The sequence below is a fragment of the Neptunomonas concharum genome (assembly GCF_008630635.1).
Classification (GTDB): domain Bacteria; phylum Pseudomonadota; class Gammaproteobacteria; order Pseudomonadales; family Balneatricaceae; genus Neptunomonas; species Neptunomonas concharum.
Window position 1 is genome coordinate 2564128 of record NZ_CP043869.1, and the last position, 17003, is coordinate 2581130.

At 45.2% G+C, this 17003-nt stretch carries 17 protein-coding genes; 3 read left to right on the plus strand and 14 right to left on the minus strand.

Translation table 11 applies throughout. The features are described from left to right. Positions 1-10: 10 nt before the first annotated feature. The 4 genes from F0U83_RS12070 to F0U83_RS12085 form a co-directional block, all read right to left on the minus strand. The gene (locus tag F0U83_RS12070; RefSeq protein WP_138986969.1) at positions 11-961 is read right to left on the minus strand and encodes an amino acid ABC transporter permease; all 951 of its coding nucleotides are present in this window, start codon (positions 959-961) and stop codon (positions 11-13) included. Positions 962-992: 31 nt separating this feature from the next. Next, a complete protein-coding gene (locus F0U83_RS12075; protein WP_138986968.1) occupies positions 993-1808 on the minus strand; it encodes a transporter substrate-binding domain-containing protein in 816 nt (271 codons plus the stop codon). 78 nt (positions 1809-1886) lie between these two features. After that, on the minus strand, positions 1887-2426 hold the full coding sequence (locus F0U83_RS12080; protein WP_138986967.1) for an OsmC family protein: 540 nt from the start codon (positions 2424-2426) through the stop codon (positions 1887-1889). A 13-nt stretch (positions 2427-2439) separates the two neighbouring features. Next, positions 2440-3741, minus strand: a complete 1302-nt coding sequence (locus F0U83_RS12085) for a trans-sulfuration enzyme family protein (protein ID WP_138986966.1) — start codon at positions 3739-3741, stop codon at positions 2440-2442. Positions 3742-3997: 256 nt separating this feature from the next. Here F0U83_RS12085 and F0U83_RS12090 point away from each other — a divergent pair, with 256 nt between their 5' ends. Continuing rightward, positions 3998-5521, plus strand: coding sequence for a sigma 54-interacting transcriptional regulator (locus F0U83_RS12090; protein WP_138986965.1), 1524 nt, complete (start codon positions 3998-4000; stop codon positions 5519-5521). Between the two features lie 43 nt (positions 5522-5564). Here F0U83_RS12090 and megL read toward each other — a convergent pair whose 3' ends face one another. Next, a complete protein-coding gene (gene megL, locus F0U83_RS12095) occupies positions 5565-6758 on the minus strand; it encodes a methionine gamma-lyase (protein ID WP_138986964.1) in 1194 nt (397 codons plus the stop codon). 194 nt (positions 6759-6952) lie between these two features. Between megL and F0U83_RS12100 the strand changes: the two genes are divergently transcribed. Next, complete coding sequence (locus F0U83_RS12100; protein ID WP_138986963.1) at positions 6953-7435, plus strand: Lrp/AsnC family transcriptional regulator; 483 nt, start codon at positions 6953-6955, stop codon at positions 7433-7435. 138 nt (positions 7436-7573) lie between these two features. Here the strand turns inward: F0U83_RS12100 and F0U83_RS12105 are convergent, their stop codons facing one another. Further along, entirely contained in the window at positions 7574-9598 is a 2025-nt protein-coding gene (locus F0U83_RS12105; protein WP_138986962.1) for an NADPH-dependent 2,4-dienoyl-CoA reductase, read from the minus strand. A gap of 36 nt (positions 9599-9634) precedes the next feature. Then, the gene (locus F0U83_RS12110; RefSeq protein ID WP_138986961.1) at positions 9635-10480 is read right to left on the minus strand and encodes a crotonase/enoyl-CoA hydratase family protein; all 846 of its coding nucleotides are present in this window, start codon (positions 10478-10480) and stop codon (positions 9635-9637) included. An 85-nt stretch (positions 10481-10565) separates the two neighbouring features. On the opposite strand from F0U83_RS12110, the gene F0U83_RS12115 reads away from it, so the two are divergent. Then, positions 10566-11171, plus strand: coding sequence for a TetR/AcrR family transcriptional regulator (locus F0U83_RS12115; protein WP_138986960.1), 606 nt, complete (start codon positions 10566-10568; stop codon positions 11169-11171). A 3-nt stretch (positions 11172-11174) separates the two neighbouring features. Here F0U83_RS12115 and F0U83_RS12120 read toward each other — a convergent pair whose 3' ends face one another. The 7 genes from F0U83_RS12120 to F0U83_RS12150 all read right to left on the minus strand — a co-directional run bounded on the left by F0U83_RS12120 (position 11175) and on the right by F0U83_RS12150 (position 16986). Then, positions 11175-11606, minus strand: a complete 432-nt coding sequence (locus F0U83_RS12120) for a hypothetical protein (RefSeq protein ID WP_138986959.1) — start codon at positions 11604-11606, stop codon at positions 11175-11177. Positions 11607-11663: 57 nt separating this feature from the next. Next, positions 11664-12068, minus strand: a complete 405-nt coding sequence (locus F0U83_RS12125; RefSeq protein ID WP_138986958.1) for a GNAT family N-acetyltransferase — start codon at positions 12066-12068, stop codon at positions 11664-11666. 259 nt (positions 12069-12327) lie between these two features. After that, a complete protein-coding gene (locus F0U83_RS12130) occupies positions 12328-13188 on the minus strand; it encodes a prenyltransferase (RefSeq protein ID WP_138986957.1) in 861 nt (286 codons plus the stop codon). 62 nt (positions 13189-13250) lie between these two features. After that, the gene (gene trhP / locus F0U83_RS12135) at positions 13251-14606 is read right to left on the minus strand and encodes a prephenate-dependent tRNA uridine(34) hydroxylase TrhP (protein WP_138986956.1); all 1356 of its coding nucleotides are present in this window, start codon (positions 14604-14606) and stop codon (positions 13251-13253) included. 33 nt (positions 14607-14639) lie between these two features. Then, positions 14640-15200, minus strand: a complete 561-nt coding sequence (gene thpR / locus F0U83_RS12140) for an RNA 2',3'-cyclic phosphodiesterase (protein WP_138986955.1) — start codon at positions 15198-15200, stop codon at positions 14640-14642. An 85-nt stretch (positions 15201-15285) separates the two neighbouring features. After that, on the minus strand, positions 15286-15897 hold the full coding sequence (locus F0U83_RS12145; RefSeq protein ID WP_138986954.1) for a glutathione S-transferase family protein: 612 nt from the start codon (positions 15895-15897) through the stop codon (positions 15286-15288). 21 nt (positions 15898-15918) lie between these two features. Then, positions 15919-16986: a coiled-coil domain-containing protein gene (locus F0U83_RS12150; protein ID WP_138986953.1), complete on the minus strand. Its 1068-nt coding sequence runs from the start codon at positions 16984-16986 to the stop codon at positions 15919-15921. Positions 16987-17003 lie beyond the last annotated feature (17 nt).

Genomic DNA, 17003 nt, shown 5'->3' on the forward strand with positions numbered 1-17003 from the left:
TTGGTAATCTTTAGTCACTGCTTGCTAACCTCTTCTCTAATCGTTTCACCATCCAGGACAAAGAACCTGTGAGCACCAAATACAAGAGCGCAACCGTAAACCAAACTTCGAAAGGCGCGAACGTGCCGCTCACCACTTCACGCCCCGCTTTCGTCAAATCCGTAATGGAAATAACCGACACGAGTGAAGAATCTTTAATGAGATTAATGAACTGCCCTGCCATAGGTGGAAGCGTTCGTTTGAATGCCTGCGGCAAAATGATATAAATCATCGCTTGCACATAGTTCATACCCAAACTACGCGCCGCCTCCATTTGGCCTGGCGAGATAGACTGAATACCCGAGCGTATTATTTCCGCTACGTAAGCTGCGGCAAATACCGAGAGCGCTGCTGCACCTGCCGTAAAACGATCAAGCCCAAGCACGGTACCGATAAAGAAATAGAAAATAAAAATCTGTACCAGTAACGGTGTTCCCCTTACGATCTCAACGTAAATCAAGGAAAGATGCTTTAGAGCCGGGTTGGAAGAGATTCTCGCCAACCCGACAAACAAGCCGATAATAATCGCAAAGAAGAGTGAGACGATGGAAATTTTGAGTGTCATTATCAAACCTTGCATGATTGGCCCTAAGCGCCAATCTTCGGTTGTAACAACCTCATCACCTTCAAATACCAGATCACCGTCCATCACCGACAATTCTGCAAACTTATTCAGCGTTAAAGGCGGCTCCCCGTTTTCTGACTCGACAACAACTGACATACCATCAGCACTGACTCTGGCAACCCCATCAAAAGGTGCCAGAACGGATTTTGGCTCGGTATTTAGCAAGTAAGGCGTTATACGCTCCCACCGCCAAGTGTATTGAATACTCTGGCTTGCCAAAGTAATCGAGTACACAACGCCTAGCAAAATAGCTATTAATACGCCATACCAGAGCAATGTATTTGATCTGTTTTCCATCTTCACTCAACCCCTGCTTTATCTTTTTTATTTACTGAACGTTCTTCAACCAGGCGTCGTCTTTAAACCATTTGTTGTAGATACGCTCATACGTACCATCACCTTTGATCTGGCGAAGGAATGTATTCAGATAATTCAGGAAGTCAGGATCACCTTTACGGATCGCCCAACCTAGCGGCTCGTAAGTGAAGGCTTCATCTAAGTGAACAACACGACCTTTGTTTTGCGATGAGAAAATTGCATTTGACGGGAAGTCATACACCAGCGCATCGGCATTACCGTTAGCCACTTCTAAAGCACCTTCCGCTTCTGATTCAAACAAACGAATCGTCGCTTTAGGTATCAGCTTTTTCGCAGAGATTTCACCGGTTGTACCTAGTTTAGCTGCGATGGTGTATTTAGGATCATTCAAGTCTTTATAACTTTTTATGGTTCCTGTCAGACTAGGCTTAATTAGCAAAGACTGGCCAACAACGATATAAGAATCAGCAAAGTTAACCTTAAGGTTACGCTGAGAAGTAATCGTCATACCTCCAATCAGAATATCGCATTTATTCGTTAACAAGGCAGGTATAATACCATCCCATGCAGTGTTAACCGGCGTATGTTTTACTCCCATAGATTTTGCCAATAGCTTAGCAATATCTATATCAAAGCCCATATAGTCGCCATTTTTTGCTTTCATTTCGAACGGCATATAGCCCGCTTCAAAACAAACTCTCAGCTCATTAGCGCCTATCACTTTATTCAGGGTTGACTCTTCCCATAAAGAAGAGGAGTTAGCAAAACCAAAAGAGCTTGTGGCCAACATAACTAAGCCAGCACACAGTTTATTTATTTTTTTCATCAAAGTTTTCCTTTTTTTATATTTATTTTTCGAGAAACAAAGGTTATTTTTCTTAAACCTCCTTATATTTAATGATTATTAACGAATAATAAGTTCGCCTTTAATATCAGCACCTTTCATAATAGTCATTGCATTAGGGCTCTGGCTAAGCGCCGTTTGGCGTAATATTTCAAACTGCTCTGGCGTACCGTCGCCAGAAACTTCGATGCTGTAATTAATCTCTTTAAATGGGATTGGAGCGTTAGGGTCAATATCCAAGAAACCGGCAAGATTCAATTCGCCTTTTAAGCTGACTTTTAAAGATTCCAGCTGAATTTCCATCACTGATGCGCCAACCGCAAAACCCACCAAAATACAGGCACCTACACCAGAAAGCAGATATTCCTGCGGGTTAGGCGCATGGTTGCACCCCAACAACTGGCGAGGCTCATCAATCTCCCATGAGAAATCACGGCTGATAGTGTGAGGGCCAATGCTCATTGGTAACGTAGTAACTTTTGAGCGCGTACCTGACTGCCAATCCAACTGCACACCGTACTTAGCAATCCCCTCTTCTGGATTACTTTTAATTTCGTTTACAAATTCACTCAGTCCTGTGACCGAAATACCATTACGCATGGAAAAGCTCCTGTTAAATAGATTTAAGCGCTTGTTCAAAATCGACAATCAGATCAGTGGCATCTTCAATACCAACAGACAAACGGATACAACCGGGATTAATTCCCATATCTTGACGCTGCTTGCTGGTATAACCGGCATGTGAAGTGTTAAAGGGCAGGCTAACCAAGGACTCCACGCCCCCTAGGCTTGTCGCTTGTTTGGGTAGTTTTAGGTGTTTGAGAAGCGTTAACGCAGCCTCATCACCACCTTTAACTTCAAAGGCAATCATGCCGCCGCCGTTATTCAAGACAGCGCGGGCTAGCTTGTTATCTGGGTGACTCTCTAAGAGTGGGTAAAAAACACGATTAACCGATGGGTGTTGCTCAAGATACTGAGCAAGAGCCAGAGCAGAACGCTCATGAGCGGCCATGCGAATCGCCAATGTTTTCAAACCGCGCTCAAACAAGAAGCACGCATGTGGATCTAAACTGCCACCATATGCCAACAACCGAGGCCAGATCATATCCACCAGCTTACGGCTACCCATCACAGCACCCGCAATCAGATCGCTATGCCCATTAAGGTATTTAGACGCTGAATGAATAACCAAATCTGCACCCATTTCAACAATGCGACAACTAATGGGTGTCAGGAAAGTACCATCAATAATGAGACGCACTTCATTGCGTTTAGCAATCTCAGCCAAACGACGAATATCAACCAATTTCAGCAAAGGATTGGTGAGTGCCTCAAAGTAGAGAATCTGCGTATTAGGGCGTATAGCTGCTTCTATGGCTTCGTAATCGCGTGGATCAACATAACTAACGCTCATGTTTAGCGTTGGCAGCTCTTGATTGAAGAGGTTATAAGTCCCGCCATACAACTCGTTGGAAGCAACAATATGCGCGCCTTTATCCAACATCGCCATAACCGTTGCTGTAATGGCAGCCATACCCGAACTAAACACCAAAGCAGATTCGGCGCCTTCTAAAGCGGCAAGCTTTGTTTGAAGGGCCCACTGATTAGGGTTTCCGTAACGTGTATAAATAAAGCGGTCACGCGCATACCCCTCTTCTACCGAGCGATATTGCTCATCACCCAACAAAAAAGTTGATGTTTGATAAATTGGCGTACCGACAGCACCCGATATTTCATCATCCATAGTACCGGCATGGACAGCTGCCGTTGAAAAGCCTTTATCTGACCAATCTTTATGGGTTAATGAGGGGCCGGGATTACGAGAGCGAGTGAGATCAGAACTCCAGCGCACGCCTTCAGACAGTGCACTAACGCCCAATGAATCCCCTTTAATGTGTCCTTCTTTTTTTATCATTATGTTGCCCTGTGAGTATTAATCTTCAAACTCACTAGAGCAAAACATAAGCCAAATAAAAAAACTTTTTAAAAAACAGATACTTAAGTAAAAATAAAAACTATTTTTAAAAAATATGTAATAATAAAATTACAAAAATATAATTAACACTCCGAAAAAGTAGTTAATTTCCTTATAAAACATAGTATAAAATCAATTTGTAACGTAATAATTACAGTGTAATAATAAAATTACATACTCATTACAAGGCTTCGCCATGAGATTTGATATCCGCTCTAAAGATCGCCTAGGCATTACCCAAGAAATTCTTGAGGTGTTTTCTAGACAGAACTGGAATCTAGTAACGATGGAAATGCATTTGCACCACACCTTCGTAGAATTAGATGATACGGCGACGCTGGAAGACTTAAAAAGCGTCGTACTCTCGGTGGAAGGCGTAACAGAGGTGGTTGAAGTCGACCTACTACCAGGTGAGCGGCGCAGCCAACATCTGGATGCTGTTTTATCAAAACTCCAAGACCCGATTCTCGACATAGATCATCTTGGAAAAATCCTATTAAGCAACACGGCCGCCGCCACCCTTTTGGGGTTACCAAGAGAACAACTACAAGGTATGGAGATCACTGAGTTTACTGACTACCCCTTGTCGTCGCTGCTACAAAAATCACCAACCACATTGGATATAACCCTTGCGGGCCAGTCTTTTCTTGCAGCCATCACACCTGTTTTTTCCTATAACCGAGGGATAAAACAAGTTTCCGGTGCAGTACTTTTCTTGCAAAGCATTCGCCGTATAGGCCAGCAAATTGCGGCGGTAACACACACACCTGGGGATAACACCACCTCATTAATCGGTACTTCTCGATCCACCCGAGAATTGATTAGCCACACACAGCGCTTTTCCCAACTAGATATGCCTGTTCTTATTCAAGGGGAAACTGGAACGGGTAAAGAGCTATTAGCACATATGCTTCATGAAAACGGTGCTCGCTCACAAGCGCCGTTTATGGCGATCAATTGCGCTGCATTACCAGAAAACCTGCTAGAAAGTGAGTTATTTGGCTATGCACCCGGCGCCTTCTCCGGCGCCAGCAAAAACGGCAAACCCGGTTTATTTGAATTAGCGGATGGCGGGTCTGTTTTTCTTGATGAGATTGGTGAAATGTCCCCCTACCTCCAAGCTAAGCTGCTTCGCGTGTTACAGGAGTACTCTTTCAGGCGTATTGGTGGGGAGAAGGAGATCTCGGTGAATGTGCGTATCATTAGTGCCACCCATAGAGACTTACTTGCCATGGCTGAGGAGCACCAGTTCAGAGAGGACTTATTTTACCGCTTAAACGTACTGAACTTGAGCGTGCCTCCTCTAAGAGAACGCACCGAAGATATCCCAGAATTAACAAGGTACTTCATTCAACACGCCGCTGAACAAACAAACCGTCCAACCCCAGAAGTCTCAGAAGCCGCCATGGAGATGCTCCTTAACTACTCATGGCCTGGCAATATACGCGAGCTGCAAAACATTCTTTTCCGGGCAGTTGCCATGTCAGATGATATTTACATTGACGCCAAGCAGCTTCCTTTCGACTCAAGCTCAGAACATACTGAACCCAAAGGAGCGTTGAAAATAGGCAACTGGGAGGATGCTATATCGGAATTTGAATCCCAACTGCTAACATCGTTGTTCCCACACTTCCCTTCATCCCGAAAGCTAGCAAACCGACTAGGTGTCTCTCATAACACCATTGCCCTAAAATTAAGAAAGTACGGCATTTCAAAATAAAAAAGCGCGGATAAACCGCGCTATAAACAGGGGAGGAAAAAGATTAACCGGCAAGGGCCTGCTCGATATCAGCAAGGATATCATCGACAGCTTCTAAACCAATGGAAAGACGAACTAAACCTTCGCTAATCCCATAAGAGGCCCGCTCTTCTTGCGTGTAAGTCGCATGAGTCATACTCGCTGGGTGCTGGCACAAGGTTTCAGCATCACCCAAACTGACCGCACGCTTGATCATCTGTAGTTTATTCATAAACTCAACCCCCGCAGTGAAGCCACCTTTCAGCTCCATTGCAATCATACCGCCGGGGGCTTTCATCTGACGCATAGACAACTCATGATAAGGATCATCTTTCAAACCAGGATAATAGATAGACTCAAGTGCCGGATGCTGCTGTAAGCGCTCAGCAATTTTCTGAGCACTACTGCAATGGCGCTCCATACGAAGCTCTAGTGTTTTTATACCCCGTAAAACCAGAAAGGCTGTCAGCGGTGCGATAACGGCACCTGTCATATCCTTCAAACCAAATACACGAATGTGAGTAATGAGATCCTGTTTACCAATAACAGCACCTGCAATAAGATCGCCATGCCCACCTAAATATTTGGTAGCTGAGTGAACAACAAGATCTGCCCCCATCGTTAATGGACGCTGCAGCGCAGGCGTACAATAAGTGTTATCAACCACCACCGTTATGTCAGGATTATAGTCATGAGCTAGCTTGCTCAGATGTGCAATATCCATAATGCGCATGTTCGGATTTACGGGGCTCTCGAAATACACCACTTTGGTATTTGGTGTGAGGGCATTGGCAACAGCGTCTGCATTCGTGCAATCAACAAACTCTACCTCAATACCAAACTTCTTTAAGCCATGCTGAAAAAACGCGTAAGTGCAGCCGTATAATGTCATATCTGCCACCACTTTATCGCCAGGGGACAGAAGTGACCACATAGCCGCCGTAATAGCTCCCATACCGGAAGCGGTTGCCAGACACGCCTCCCCTTCTTCAAGATCAGCTAAGCGCGTCTCTAATAGGGCTTGTGTAGGGTTAGAAATACGGCTGTAAAAATGCCCAGCCTCCTCTCCTGCAAATCGCGCAGCACCTTGCTCGACATTCTCAAAACAGAAAGTGGATGTCATGTAAACAGGCGGGTTTAAAGCACCTTCATTATCATAGGCGTCATACCCAGAATGGATGGCACGCGTTGAGAAAGCGAGGGGTTTATTATTGTTCATCATATTCTCCACTTAGCGATCAAACTCTCGTTCAAAACCGAGCTCAGCACTATCGCCCTTAAATTTACTGGTTGAAATAGAAAAAATTAAGTGGTTAGAATAGCCATCATTAGTTAGCCAATCTGTTCATATTCAATGGATAGAAACGAATGTTTGGCATATAAAAATAAAATTTAATAAAAAATTAGTGAATTATGCCAATTAAAAAATTAGACAGAATTGATCGCCGAATTCTCGAAGAAATTCAACGCAACGGCAATATCAGCAACCTAGAACTTGCGGATATCGTCGGCCTTTCCCCCTCCCCCTGCTCAAGAAGGGTAAGACAACTGGAGGAAGCAGGAATTATTGACCGCCAAGTCACCCTGTTAAATCAGGATGCTCTAGGGTTACCGCTTACCGTATTTATCCATGTCAGCCTAGATAAACAACTACCTAAAATTTTAGAGAACTTTGAAAGTAAGATTTCTACTTACAGTGAAGTTCAAGAATGCGCCCTCATCACCGGTGGAGATGCAGATTACTTACTCAAAGTACTCATGCCAGACATGTCCTACTACGAGCGATTTTTGCTTAAAGAATTGAATCAGATTGATGGTGTTTCCAGCATCCGCACAAGCTTTGTGATGCGTCGCGTATTGCACCGAACGGAACTACCGCTGTCCCATATTAAATAAGTGCAGGCAGGCTATAAAAAGCGGTTTGTGAGCCACAGTGAAAAGTACTGACACCGATGTCCACTTTTGTCAAAAAGCGGACATCGGCTATTTTTTATTACAGATTGAAAACAGGCACTTTTTAGCTAACTTCTACAATTAGATGGTAGCAGCCAGTCGAGTACCTTGATCTATCGCTCGCTTAGCATCTAGCTCAGACGCCACATCTGCCCCACCGATCAGATGTACAGGTTTGGCTTGAACCTGATCTGCCACAGTTCTTTCTGGTTCTTGGCCTGCGCAGATAATGACATTATCTACATCCAGTAATTGTGGCTCCCCTTTTACCAGCAGGTGCAGTCCTTGATCATCGATCTTCAGATACTCACAACTGCTAAGCATTTTTACGCCTTTTTTTACTAAATCGGTGCGATGAATCCAGCCGGTGGTTTTACCCAGATTAGCACCTACTTTCGATTTTTTTCGTTGTAGCAAAAAGACTTCGCGAGCGGCGGGTTCAAACTCTTGTGGCATCTGCTCTACACCACCACGGGACTGCAGCGACATATCCACACCCCACTCTTTCATAAATGCTTCGATATTCTGGCTGGTTGATTCTCCTTGGTGCACCAACACTTCACTAATATCAAAACCAATACCACCCGCTCCAATAACAGCGACTTTTTTCCCTACTGGCGCGCCACTCATCACATCAAGATAGTTCAACACTTTGGGATGATCGATCCCTTCAATGCCGGGTTTGCGTGGTGCAATTCCGGTAGCCATTATGACCTCATCAAAGTCGCTTTGGTCGAGCATCTCCGGCGTCACACGGGTATTTAGTTGCAATGTCACACCCGTTAATTCCACTTGTTTTGCGAAGTAGCGTAGTGTTTCGTAGAACTCCTCTTTACCCGGTATGCGTTTTGCGATGTTAAACTGGCCACCTATCTGATCTGCTGCATCAAACAGCGTTACCTGATGCCCCCGTTTAGCGGCCGTTGTTGCAAAAGCTAACCCTGCTGGGCCAGCACCTACAACAGCTAACTTTTTAGGTGTATCAGTAGGTACTATCAACAGTTCAGTTTCGTGGCAGGCACGAGGGTTCACGAGGCAACTGGTGAGTTTGCCTGCAAAGACATGATCTAAGCAGGCTTGATTACAGCCTATACAGGTATTGATTTCATCTGCACGATTCTGCTCAGCCTTATTCACAAACTCAGGGTCAGCCAAGAACGGGCGTGCCATCGATACCATATCCGCATCACCCCGTGCCAGTACCGCTTCAGCAACATCAGGCATGTTAATTCGATTGGAAGTGATTACCGGTACGGATAATGCCTCACGAACCTTTGCCGTCACCCAAGTGAACGCCGCGCGGGGCACCTTGGTGGCAATGGTGGGGATTCGCGCCTCATGCCAACCAATACCGGTATTGATTATCGTCGCTCCCGCTTGCTCAATCGCCTTACCTAACGCAATAATTTCTTCATATGAGCTACCGCCCTCAACCAAATCCAGCATCGATAGGCGGTAGATAATGATAAAGTCGACGCCTACAGCTTCGCGCACGCGACGGACAATCTCTAGCGGGAAACGTATACGCTGCTCGTACGCCCCACCCCACTCATCTTCTCGGTGATTAGTACGTGCGGCAATAAACTGGTTTAACAGGTAGCCTTCTGACCCCATAATTTCGACGCCGTCGTAACCTGCTTCTTTTGCCAAGGCCGCACAACGTACAAAGTCCGCGATCTGTTGCTCAATCTCTTCTTCAGATAGTTCTTTTGGCGGAAACGGATTGATGGGTGCTTGTATAGCCGACGGAGCTACCGGTTGCGGGTTGTAGGCATATCGACCAGTATGCAGGATTTGCATGCAGATTTTGCCACCCTCGGCATGTACCGCCTCCGTTACAATCTTGTGCTTTTCCACATCTTCAGCCGTTGCCATTTGTGCAGCATGGGCATGTACCGCGCCCTCTTTGTTAGGGCCAATTCCCCCAGTAACGATGAGAGCAACACCCCCCCGTGCCCGCTCAGCATAAAAAGCTGCCATGCGCTCAAAACCTTGAGGTGCCTCTTCAAGGCCTAAATGCATAGAACCCATTAACACCCGGTTTTTTAATGTCGTAAAGCCAAGATCTAAAGGCTGTAGTAGATGAGGATAAGCAGTCTGGTTCATATCGTTGATCTCTTTTTTATTCTGTTGTGCCGTCGATTAATCGTTAGCAAAAGGTTCTTTTACAGGGCGTAAACTTTCAAAAACAGGAGGTTTTCCTGACATTTTGGCCGTAAAGGTTTGCATCATATCCGTGGGCTGAAACATACCAGCTTGCCAAGTAGCCATATAATTCAGGCTATCGGCCATACTGTGATCACGAGCATAATTGATCATCTGCTTACACCCTGTTACCGCTAAGGGTGAGCGTTGTGCAATCTGAGCCGCTAGTGCCATCACACCTGATAACATAGCGCTCTGATCAGCATAGACGTTATTCACAAGTCCCGACTGTTTTGCCTCTTGTGCAAAAAACTTTCGCCCGGTAAACGCTAACTCTCTGGCTAAACCCTCTGAGATTAATTTTGGCAAACGTTGCAAAGTGCCCAAATCGGCCGTCATGCCAAGCTCGGTTTCTTTTACCGTAAAAAAAGCATCCTCTGTGCAATAGCGCATATCGCTTGCACAGACCAGATCTAATGCCCCACCAATACAACCACCTTGGATAGCCGTCAGTACGGGCATACGTATCTCTTCCAGTACCGAAAAGCAGGCCTGCAGCTGCTGAACAAGACGGCGCATTGCCTCTGCACGCCTTCCGGCTTCACCGTTAAACATTTTAGGATCTGGTTGAGTAAAAATTTCTAAATCCATACCCGCGCTGAAATGCTTGCCTGTTGATGAGATCACCAGCACACGGGCTTCCCCTGACTCATCCAGCTCCCGAATCGCTTTTGGGAAGGAATGCCAGAACGCTCGATTCATCGAGTTGTAAGCCTCAGGGCGATTCAATTGTAGGTGAGCGACATACTCATTGACGGTTAGCTCAAACGGTAACGCAGACATTGCCAGTGCTCCTTTTTCTTATCTGGACACCGTCAAGATAATGACTTATTTTGACACTGTCAAGATTGCTTGATAGATTGCCGCCATGAGTAAAGAGAAAAAAACTTACCACCATGGTGACTTGCGACAGTCATTGCTAGATAGTGCAACCTCCATTATTCGCGGCAACGGCCTCGAAGCACTTTCCATGCGCAAACTAGCCGACCATGTGGGTGTTTCCCGCATGGCGCCCTACCATCACTTCAAAGATAAAAACGAATTACTGTGCGCTATCGCTGAACAGGGCTTCCTGCTACAAGATAAAGCCGTGAGGAGCTTACCGGAGCAGTTCCCTTCACTACCTCCTGATGCATTATTTGAGCACTACGTATTAACTTACATTCGTTTCGCTAATGAACACCCAGAAACCTATGATCTGATGTTCGGAAGGGAGATTTGGAAGGCAGGGAAACCTACAGAGTCGTTAAAGCAAGTTTCAAAAAACAGCTTTCGTATATGGGTAGAGTGGATAGAAAGACTACAGCAGCAAAACCTATTTGACGATAAAGAGCCCGCTTTACGCATCGCACAGGCCACATGGGCTTCGCTACACGGGCTATGCCGTTTATTTAATGATGGTATTTATGTTAATAAACAAGACTTAGAAGCAATCGCAAAAACAACTGTAAGCTTGCTTGTAAAGCGTATCTAACCTTTACTCTAATGAAATTAATACGCCTCTTATTTCAATTCTAACCTGCTCGATAGATTCAATAATTGCATTGACGGAATCCATTTCCGTCGGCATCGATGACCAGTGTTTTGACCAAATTTCATGGAGAGATTGCGCTCGCATTTGAACGTTATCACCTGCGAGAATACTCAGTTCATTTATCAGGCCGACACTTACCCAGCCTTTACGTGGACTCCCCTCTTTTTCATCGCCGTCGTAGTGTGCGACATAAACCAGCTGCTCTAAATCAGCTAGCTCTTTCAACATTTCAAACGCAGCTGTACGAATATTATTATTCTCTTCAGAGATCTCCATCCGCCAGACGTTATATGAGAAACCAACTAAGGCAAAGATAACACTGAAAATAGCCGTTGCCTGATAGACTTGAATTCGCTTCAAAAACACTTTATCCATAGGAATCTCACTTTTTATAATTATCTTCTTATGTTCCGATACTTATCTCTCGTACGTCTACTTAGCCCGCCTCATCAACGAAATATTTCCAACCTTATCAGTAAACCCAAATGGTTCGTAGAAGCTTGCCATTTCTGGAAGACAATAAAGCTCAAAGTGCTTTACTCTCTCTAGATCTGAATGATTGCAAATCGCCTCCATTATTTGTTGGCCGTAACCCTGTCCTTGGTATGACTCATCGACAATGACATCAAAAATCAAAGCCTTAAACGTATAGTCGGTCACAACTCGAGCAAATCCTATCAGATATCCCGTGGCGTCCGTTAAACCAATACAAATTTGCGACCCTGCTACACAACACCTCGTCTCTTCTAAAGAACGATCTTTTGCCCACCATGAAGATAGGTACAACTGGTGTAAACGCTCTACTTGCAGGTCATTCAAACAATAAATTAGCTCCATAGCCCTACTCCTTAAATAATAACCAGAAACAGGAAGAGCAAAACTTAAACCCTTATATTAAAAGTACAATATAATCAAAAGGTTAACACATGGACAGACCCTCGTAAGAAAAACAAGGGTACTAATATAGTGACAAGTTAGCTTCGGGAGGAAAGCACTTTTTTCTTATAAAACAAGGAATTATACCTATGTAATACATTCATGACGCGTGTATGAATTTTATTACACGGTAAGATCATGAAACACCCTTTACAAGTAACTAAAGCGTTAGGCCAAAGACGAGACTGATGTTATACAAAACCCCAAATACCATAAGAAAGCGCCCACTTCCGGGTGTTAACCGTTGGCGTGCCTGCGGGGGCTGCCCCAGTAACTTAAGCAGTGATGGCACTAACCCAAAAGAAAGCAATGCAAGAAGAATAAGCGGAGCTTGATGATAGGCTGACAACGCAACAACCAACAATGCCGTAACCAAAAGCACTAAGCGATACAGCTGGCTACCCCGCTGATAACCTAGTTTGACCACCAACGTTTCGATACCGAGCGCCTTATCTGCCTCGTAATCTCGTAGTTCGTTACTCAACAAAAGGAGAGATACCAGCAGGCTGATAGGAATACTCAGCAGCAGTAAATCTGGGCTCCAACGGCCAGAAACGGCAGTGTAGCTACCTACCACCATTAGCACCCCCATTAACCAGAATACAAGAATAACGCCCAACCCTCTGCCTTTGTAATTAATCGGCTGTAAGGTGTATCCCAGCGCTCCCAAAAGCCCAACAGCACACAGTAACAAGAAGGACAAACCTACTTGATAGACAAACCAAAAGCCTATAAAAGAAGCCAGCAGGAAGCACATTAAGCCTATTCGATAGTTTTTAAGAATAGAGGCTATCTGCGAGGAAGAAAGCTCCGATTTTAAGGATATATCTGCATAATCATTGATCAGATTAACTCCCGCCTGTAGTAACACACCACCCACCAGCACGAGTACTATCCGCAGTAAGTCTTGCTCACCTTCCAGCCACGCAACCGTTATACCCGAGCTACAAGCGATCAAAGCAACAGCGAAAGAGAAAGGACGTAAAGCCTTGAGGAAGTTGTATTCAGAAGAGTGAGTCATTTAAATAATCCGTTAAAAAAGGTGCTTAACAAAGCACCTTTTCCTGCACGTGTTGTACCGCTTTATCCTACCTTTGGCGCATTGGGTAGATCACGCATCAATAAGGCATAGGTCATATCTGCATCGACATCCATAGGAATCTGCATAACATGCCCTGAACCAGGTGCTACATCGACCTTATCGCCATGTTTATTGAGCATCTCATCCAAACGGAATTTATGATTACCCGCTGGGGTCATCAACTCTAGCGTATCGCCTACTTTAAAGTGGTTTTTAACCTCAATTTCCATCATGCCTGTTTGCTGGTTATAACTCGCAACCTCTCCGACAAACTGTTGATGAACACCGATTGAATGGCCACTTTCGTAGTTCTGATACTCATCATGCACATGGCGACGATAGAAGCCTTCGGTATAACCACGACTCGCGAGGTTTTCAAGCTCATCCATCAGACCCATATCAAATGGTTTACCAGCGACAGCGTCATCTATTGCTTTGCGGTACGCCTGCGCCGTACGCGCAACATAGTAGTGGGATTTAGTTCGCCCTTCGATCTTCAGGGAGTCTACGCCCATCTCTGCCAACTTATGCACATGTTGAATTGCACGCAGGTCTTTAGAGTTCATGATATAAGTGCCATGCTCATCTTCAAAAGCAGGCATATATTCACCAGGGCGGGTTTCTTCCTGCAATAGGAAAATCCGATCGGTTGGCGCACCTTCACCTAAATCCGGTTGTACTGGCTCAGCGGTAGGATCAAAACTCTGAACAGGGATAATATCGCCCGACTCATCCTGTTTCGCCTCATGGGCATCATATTTCCAGCGGCAAGTATTCGTACAAGTGCCTTGGTTAGGGTCGCGCTTGTTGATATAACCTGATAGCAAGCAACGGCCAGAGTAAGCAATACAAAGTGCCCCATGAACGAAGACTTCAATCTCCATTTCGGGACAACGCTGGCGAATTTCAGCCACTTCATCCAAGGATAACTCACGAGAAAGAATAACCCGCTCAATACCTGCTTGGTGCCAGAATTTTACGGCAGCCCAATTCATCGTGTTTGCCTGTACAGACAGGTGAATCGGCACATGCGGGAAATGCTCTTTCACAATGTGGATCAAACCTGGGTCCGACATAATCAAAGCATCAGGCCCCATCTCAACGACAGGACGCAGATCATCAAGATAGGTCGTTAGCTTGCTGTTATGGGGGAGGATATTACTCGCAAGAAAGAACTTTTTACCTAACTTATGCGCAATACTAATCCCTTCCGCCAAGTTATCCATATTAAAGTCGTTATTCCGCACACGGAGACTATAGCGAGGCTGGCCCGCATAAACAGCGTCAGCGCCATAAGCGAACGCATATTTCATATTTTTTAGCGTCCCTGCCGGGGACAATAATTCAGGAGTACGCATAGATAGGGTTATTACTCAGGCGTTAGTTAGTCTTCAGTCAAGATCTTGCAATTCGACTTCAAATAATGGGGTATAAACAGAGCCATGCTCACCCTGTTTGCTTTGGAACAACACAACAGAGTCAGCCAAACTATAAAGCTCTAAATTGGGCCATTGCTCAGGCTGTTTAAATTTATTCTTGCGAGGTAATTTTCCCAGCGTGATATGCGGCGTAAAGTCAGCAGGGTCGTTTTTAATACCCGCTTCTTCAACCACATCCGCTACCCGCTTTTGCAGAGAGATCAGCTTATCATTCTCTGCTGGCAGCGCCGCTATCAAGGAAACCTTAGGGTTGATTTCGTAATAATCGACCTGCTCCAAACATACCTGAAACGACTGTTCTTCTTCCAGATGTCTTTTAGCTAAGCCTTCAAGACGATCAATTTGATCTAATCCGGTATCTCCCAAAAAACAGAGCGTCAGGTGGTAGTGATCAGAATCAACCCAGTTAACTTCCAGTTTACGATCATAGGCGCATAAACCATCGGCTTGGTCTGCCAGCTGTCTTACAACAGAGTCTGCCAGCCTTAAAGCGAAAAATGTTCGAATCCTCATGGGTTCGGGGTTAATACCTTTTTGTTCATAGACCGCGTATTTTGCCTTGCGAAGAACACTTGCGCAAATTTTTTACAGTGATCCGTTAGCGCTTCACTTTTGCTGCAACGCGTTTATTTTCTTCAGAAGAGAGAATACGTCTAATCCAATCATGAATTGCAGGAAACGGAGTAAAATCAAAACCTGACAGCTTTGCCCAGCTTAACACCATAGCACCGTGAATATCCGCGATGCTTTTTTCGCCACAAAGGTACTCTTTGCCGGTTAGCTGTTGCTCTAGCACAGGGAAGAAACGCAGCAATTCGGCGTTAGCTTTATTAACCACTTGCTGATCAGGATTAGCAGCGGAATACTTTACTTGCAGTAAAAGATCCAGCGCAGGAGCTTCGAGCTGGTTACTAATATACAAAGACCAGCGTAAGATATCGGCCTCCCCTTCTGGCGTATTGGCCCACAGCTGCCCCTCGCCATATTTACGCACGAGGTAATACAGAATCGCCTGGGTTTCAAATAACGTAAAATCGCCATCAACCAATGTAGGTACTTTGCCGGTTGGATTGAGTGCACGATAATCGTCTGACTGGGAAGCCTCGCTGCGAGTACCAATATCAACCAACTCATACTCCAAACCGAGTGTTTCAAGCGTTACCATCACCATGGCCGCCCGTGAGAGAACACTACCGTATACTTTAATCATAGCTTTTTCCTATTATTAGCATCACAAACGATTAACTTGGAGTTGCAAGGCGTTCAGCTTTTGTTTTAAAGCCTGAATATCACCCACCATTTGGCGGCGTGTGCCATCAATAGCGCGAATAGCTTGCTCGTTGGTTTGCACCCGCGAAGACAACGCTCCACCACCACTTCGGTTCGCTTTTTCCAAACTGGCTATTCTGGATGATTGCTTGGCTAATCCTGATTGTAGCTGAGCTTGCCCTTCAGCGAGGCTTTCTTCAAGAATGGCTAATTGGGTTCTTAGTGTTGATAAGCTTTGCTGTAAGCTGTCGAGTTGCTTGTTCTGCTCAGTTGCTGTTGAGGCTTGCTTCGCTACTGCGGTTTTTTGTGCAGATTGCAGGTCGATTAAGCGTTTATCTGCTTGCGCCTGCTGCTTTTTAAGGGCTTCAACCTCGGATGCTACATTATTGCTTGCCAGCCGTTTATCAAGACTGACTAGTTTCTCTTCTACTTGGTTGATCTGACCTGCTCCGGTTTTCTGATCCTTTATTAGACCCTCGACCTGAGCTTGCAATGTTTTCAGAGAACCAGAAAGCGATTCTAACTGGGATTTTTGCTGGGATTCTGTCAGTTTCCACAAGCCTGCTATTTCGGCATCAAAGTGTTTGTGCCGTTCTAGCATGGTCGAATCTAACTTAGAAAGACGCTCTTCTAGTGTGGGTGCTTGCGGATTAGGTGCACCAGCGGTGACATTGAGTAATTTTTCAAGTGTTTGTATCCGCTCGGCTGATGCCTGTAAGTCAGTGCGTTGCTGCTCAATGGTTTGCTGTAAACCAAACATCATATAGCCCAATCCACTGACCGCCGCCGTTAGCAGCACCAAAATCAGGGTTACAAACCAATCGCCACTACTCTCTTGTCGAATCACTAACTCATTGGGTGTCGATTTAACGCCCGATGTAGATTGCTCAGGCCGAGTATTTTGAGTCGTTTGCCCGGCCTCGCTCACCGGTTCTACCTTATCAAGCGGCTTACCCTGTGGCGCTTTAACTACCGAAGGATCAGCAGGCCCTAAATCGGGTACCTGAAGGTCATTATCATCACGACTCATGTGTACTTAGTTCCCAT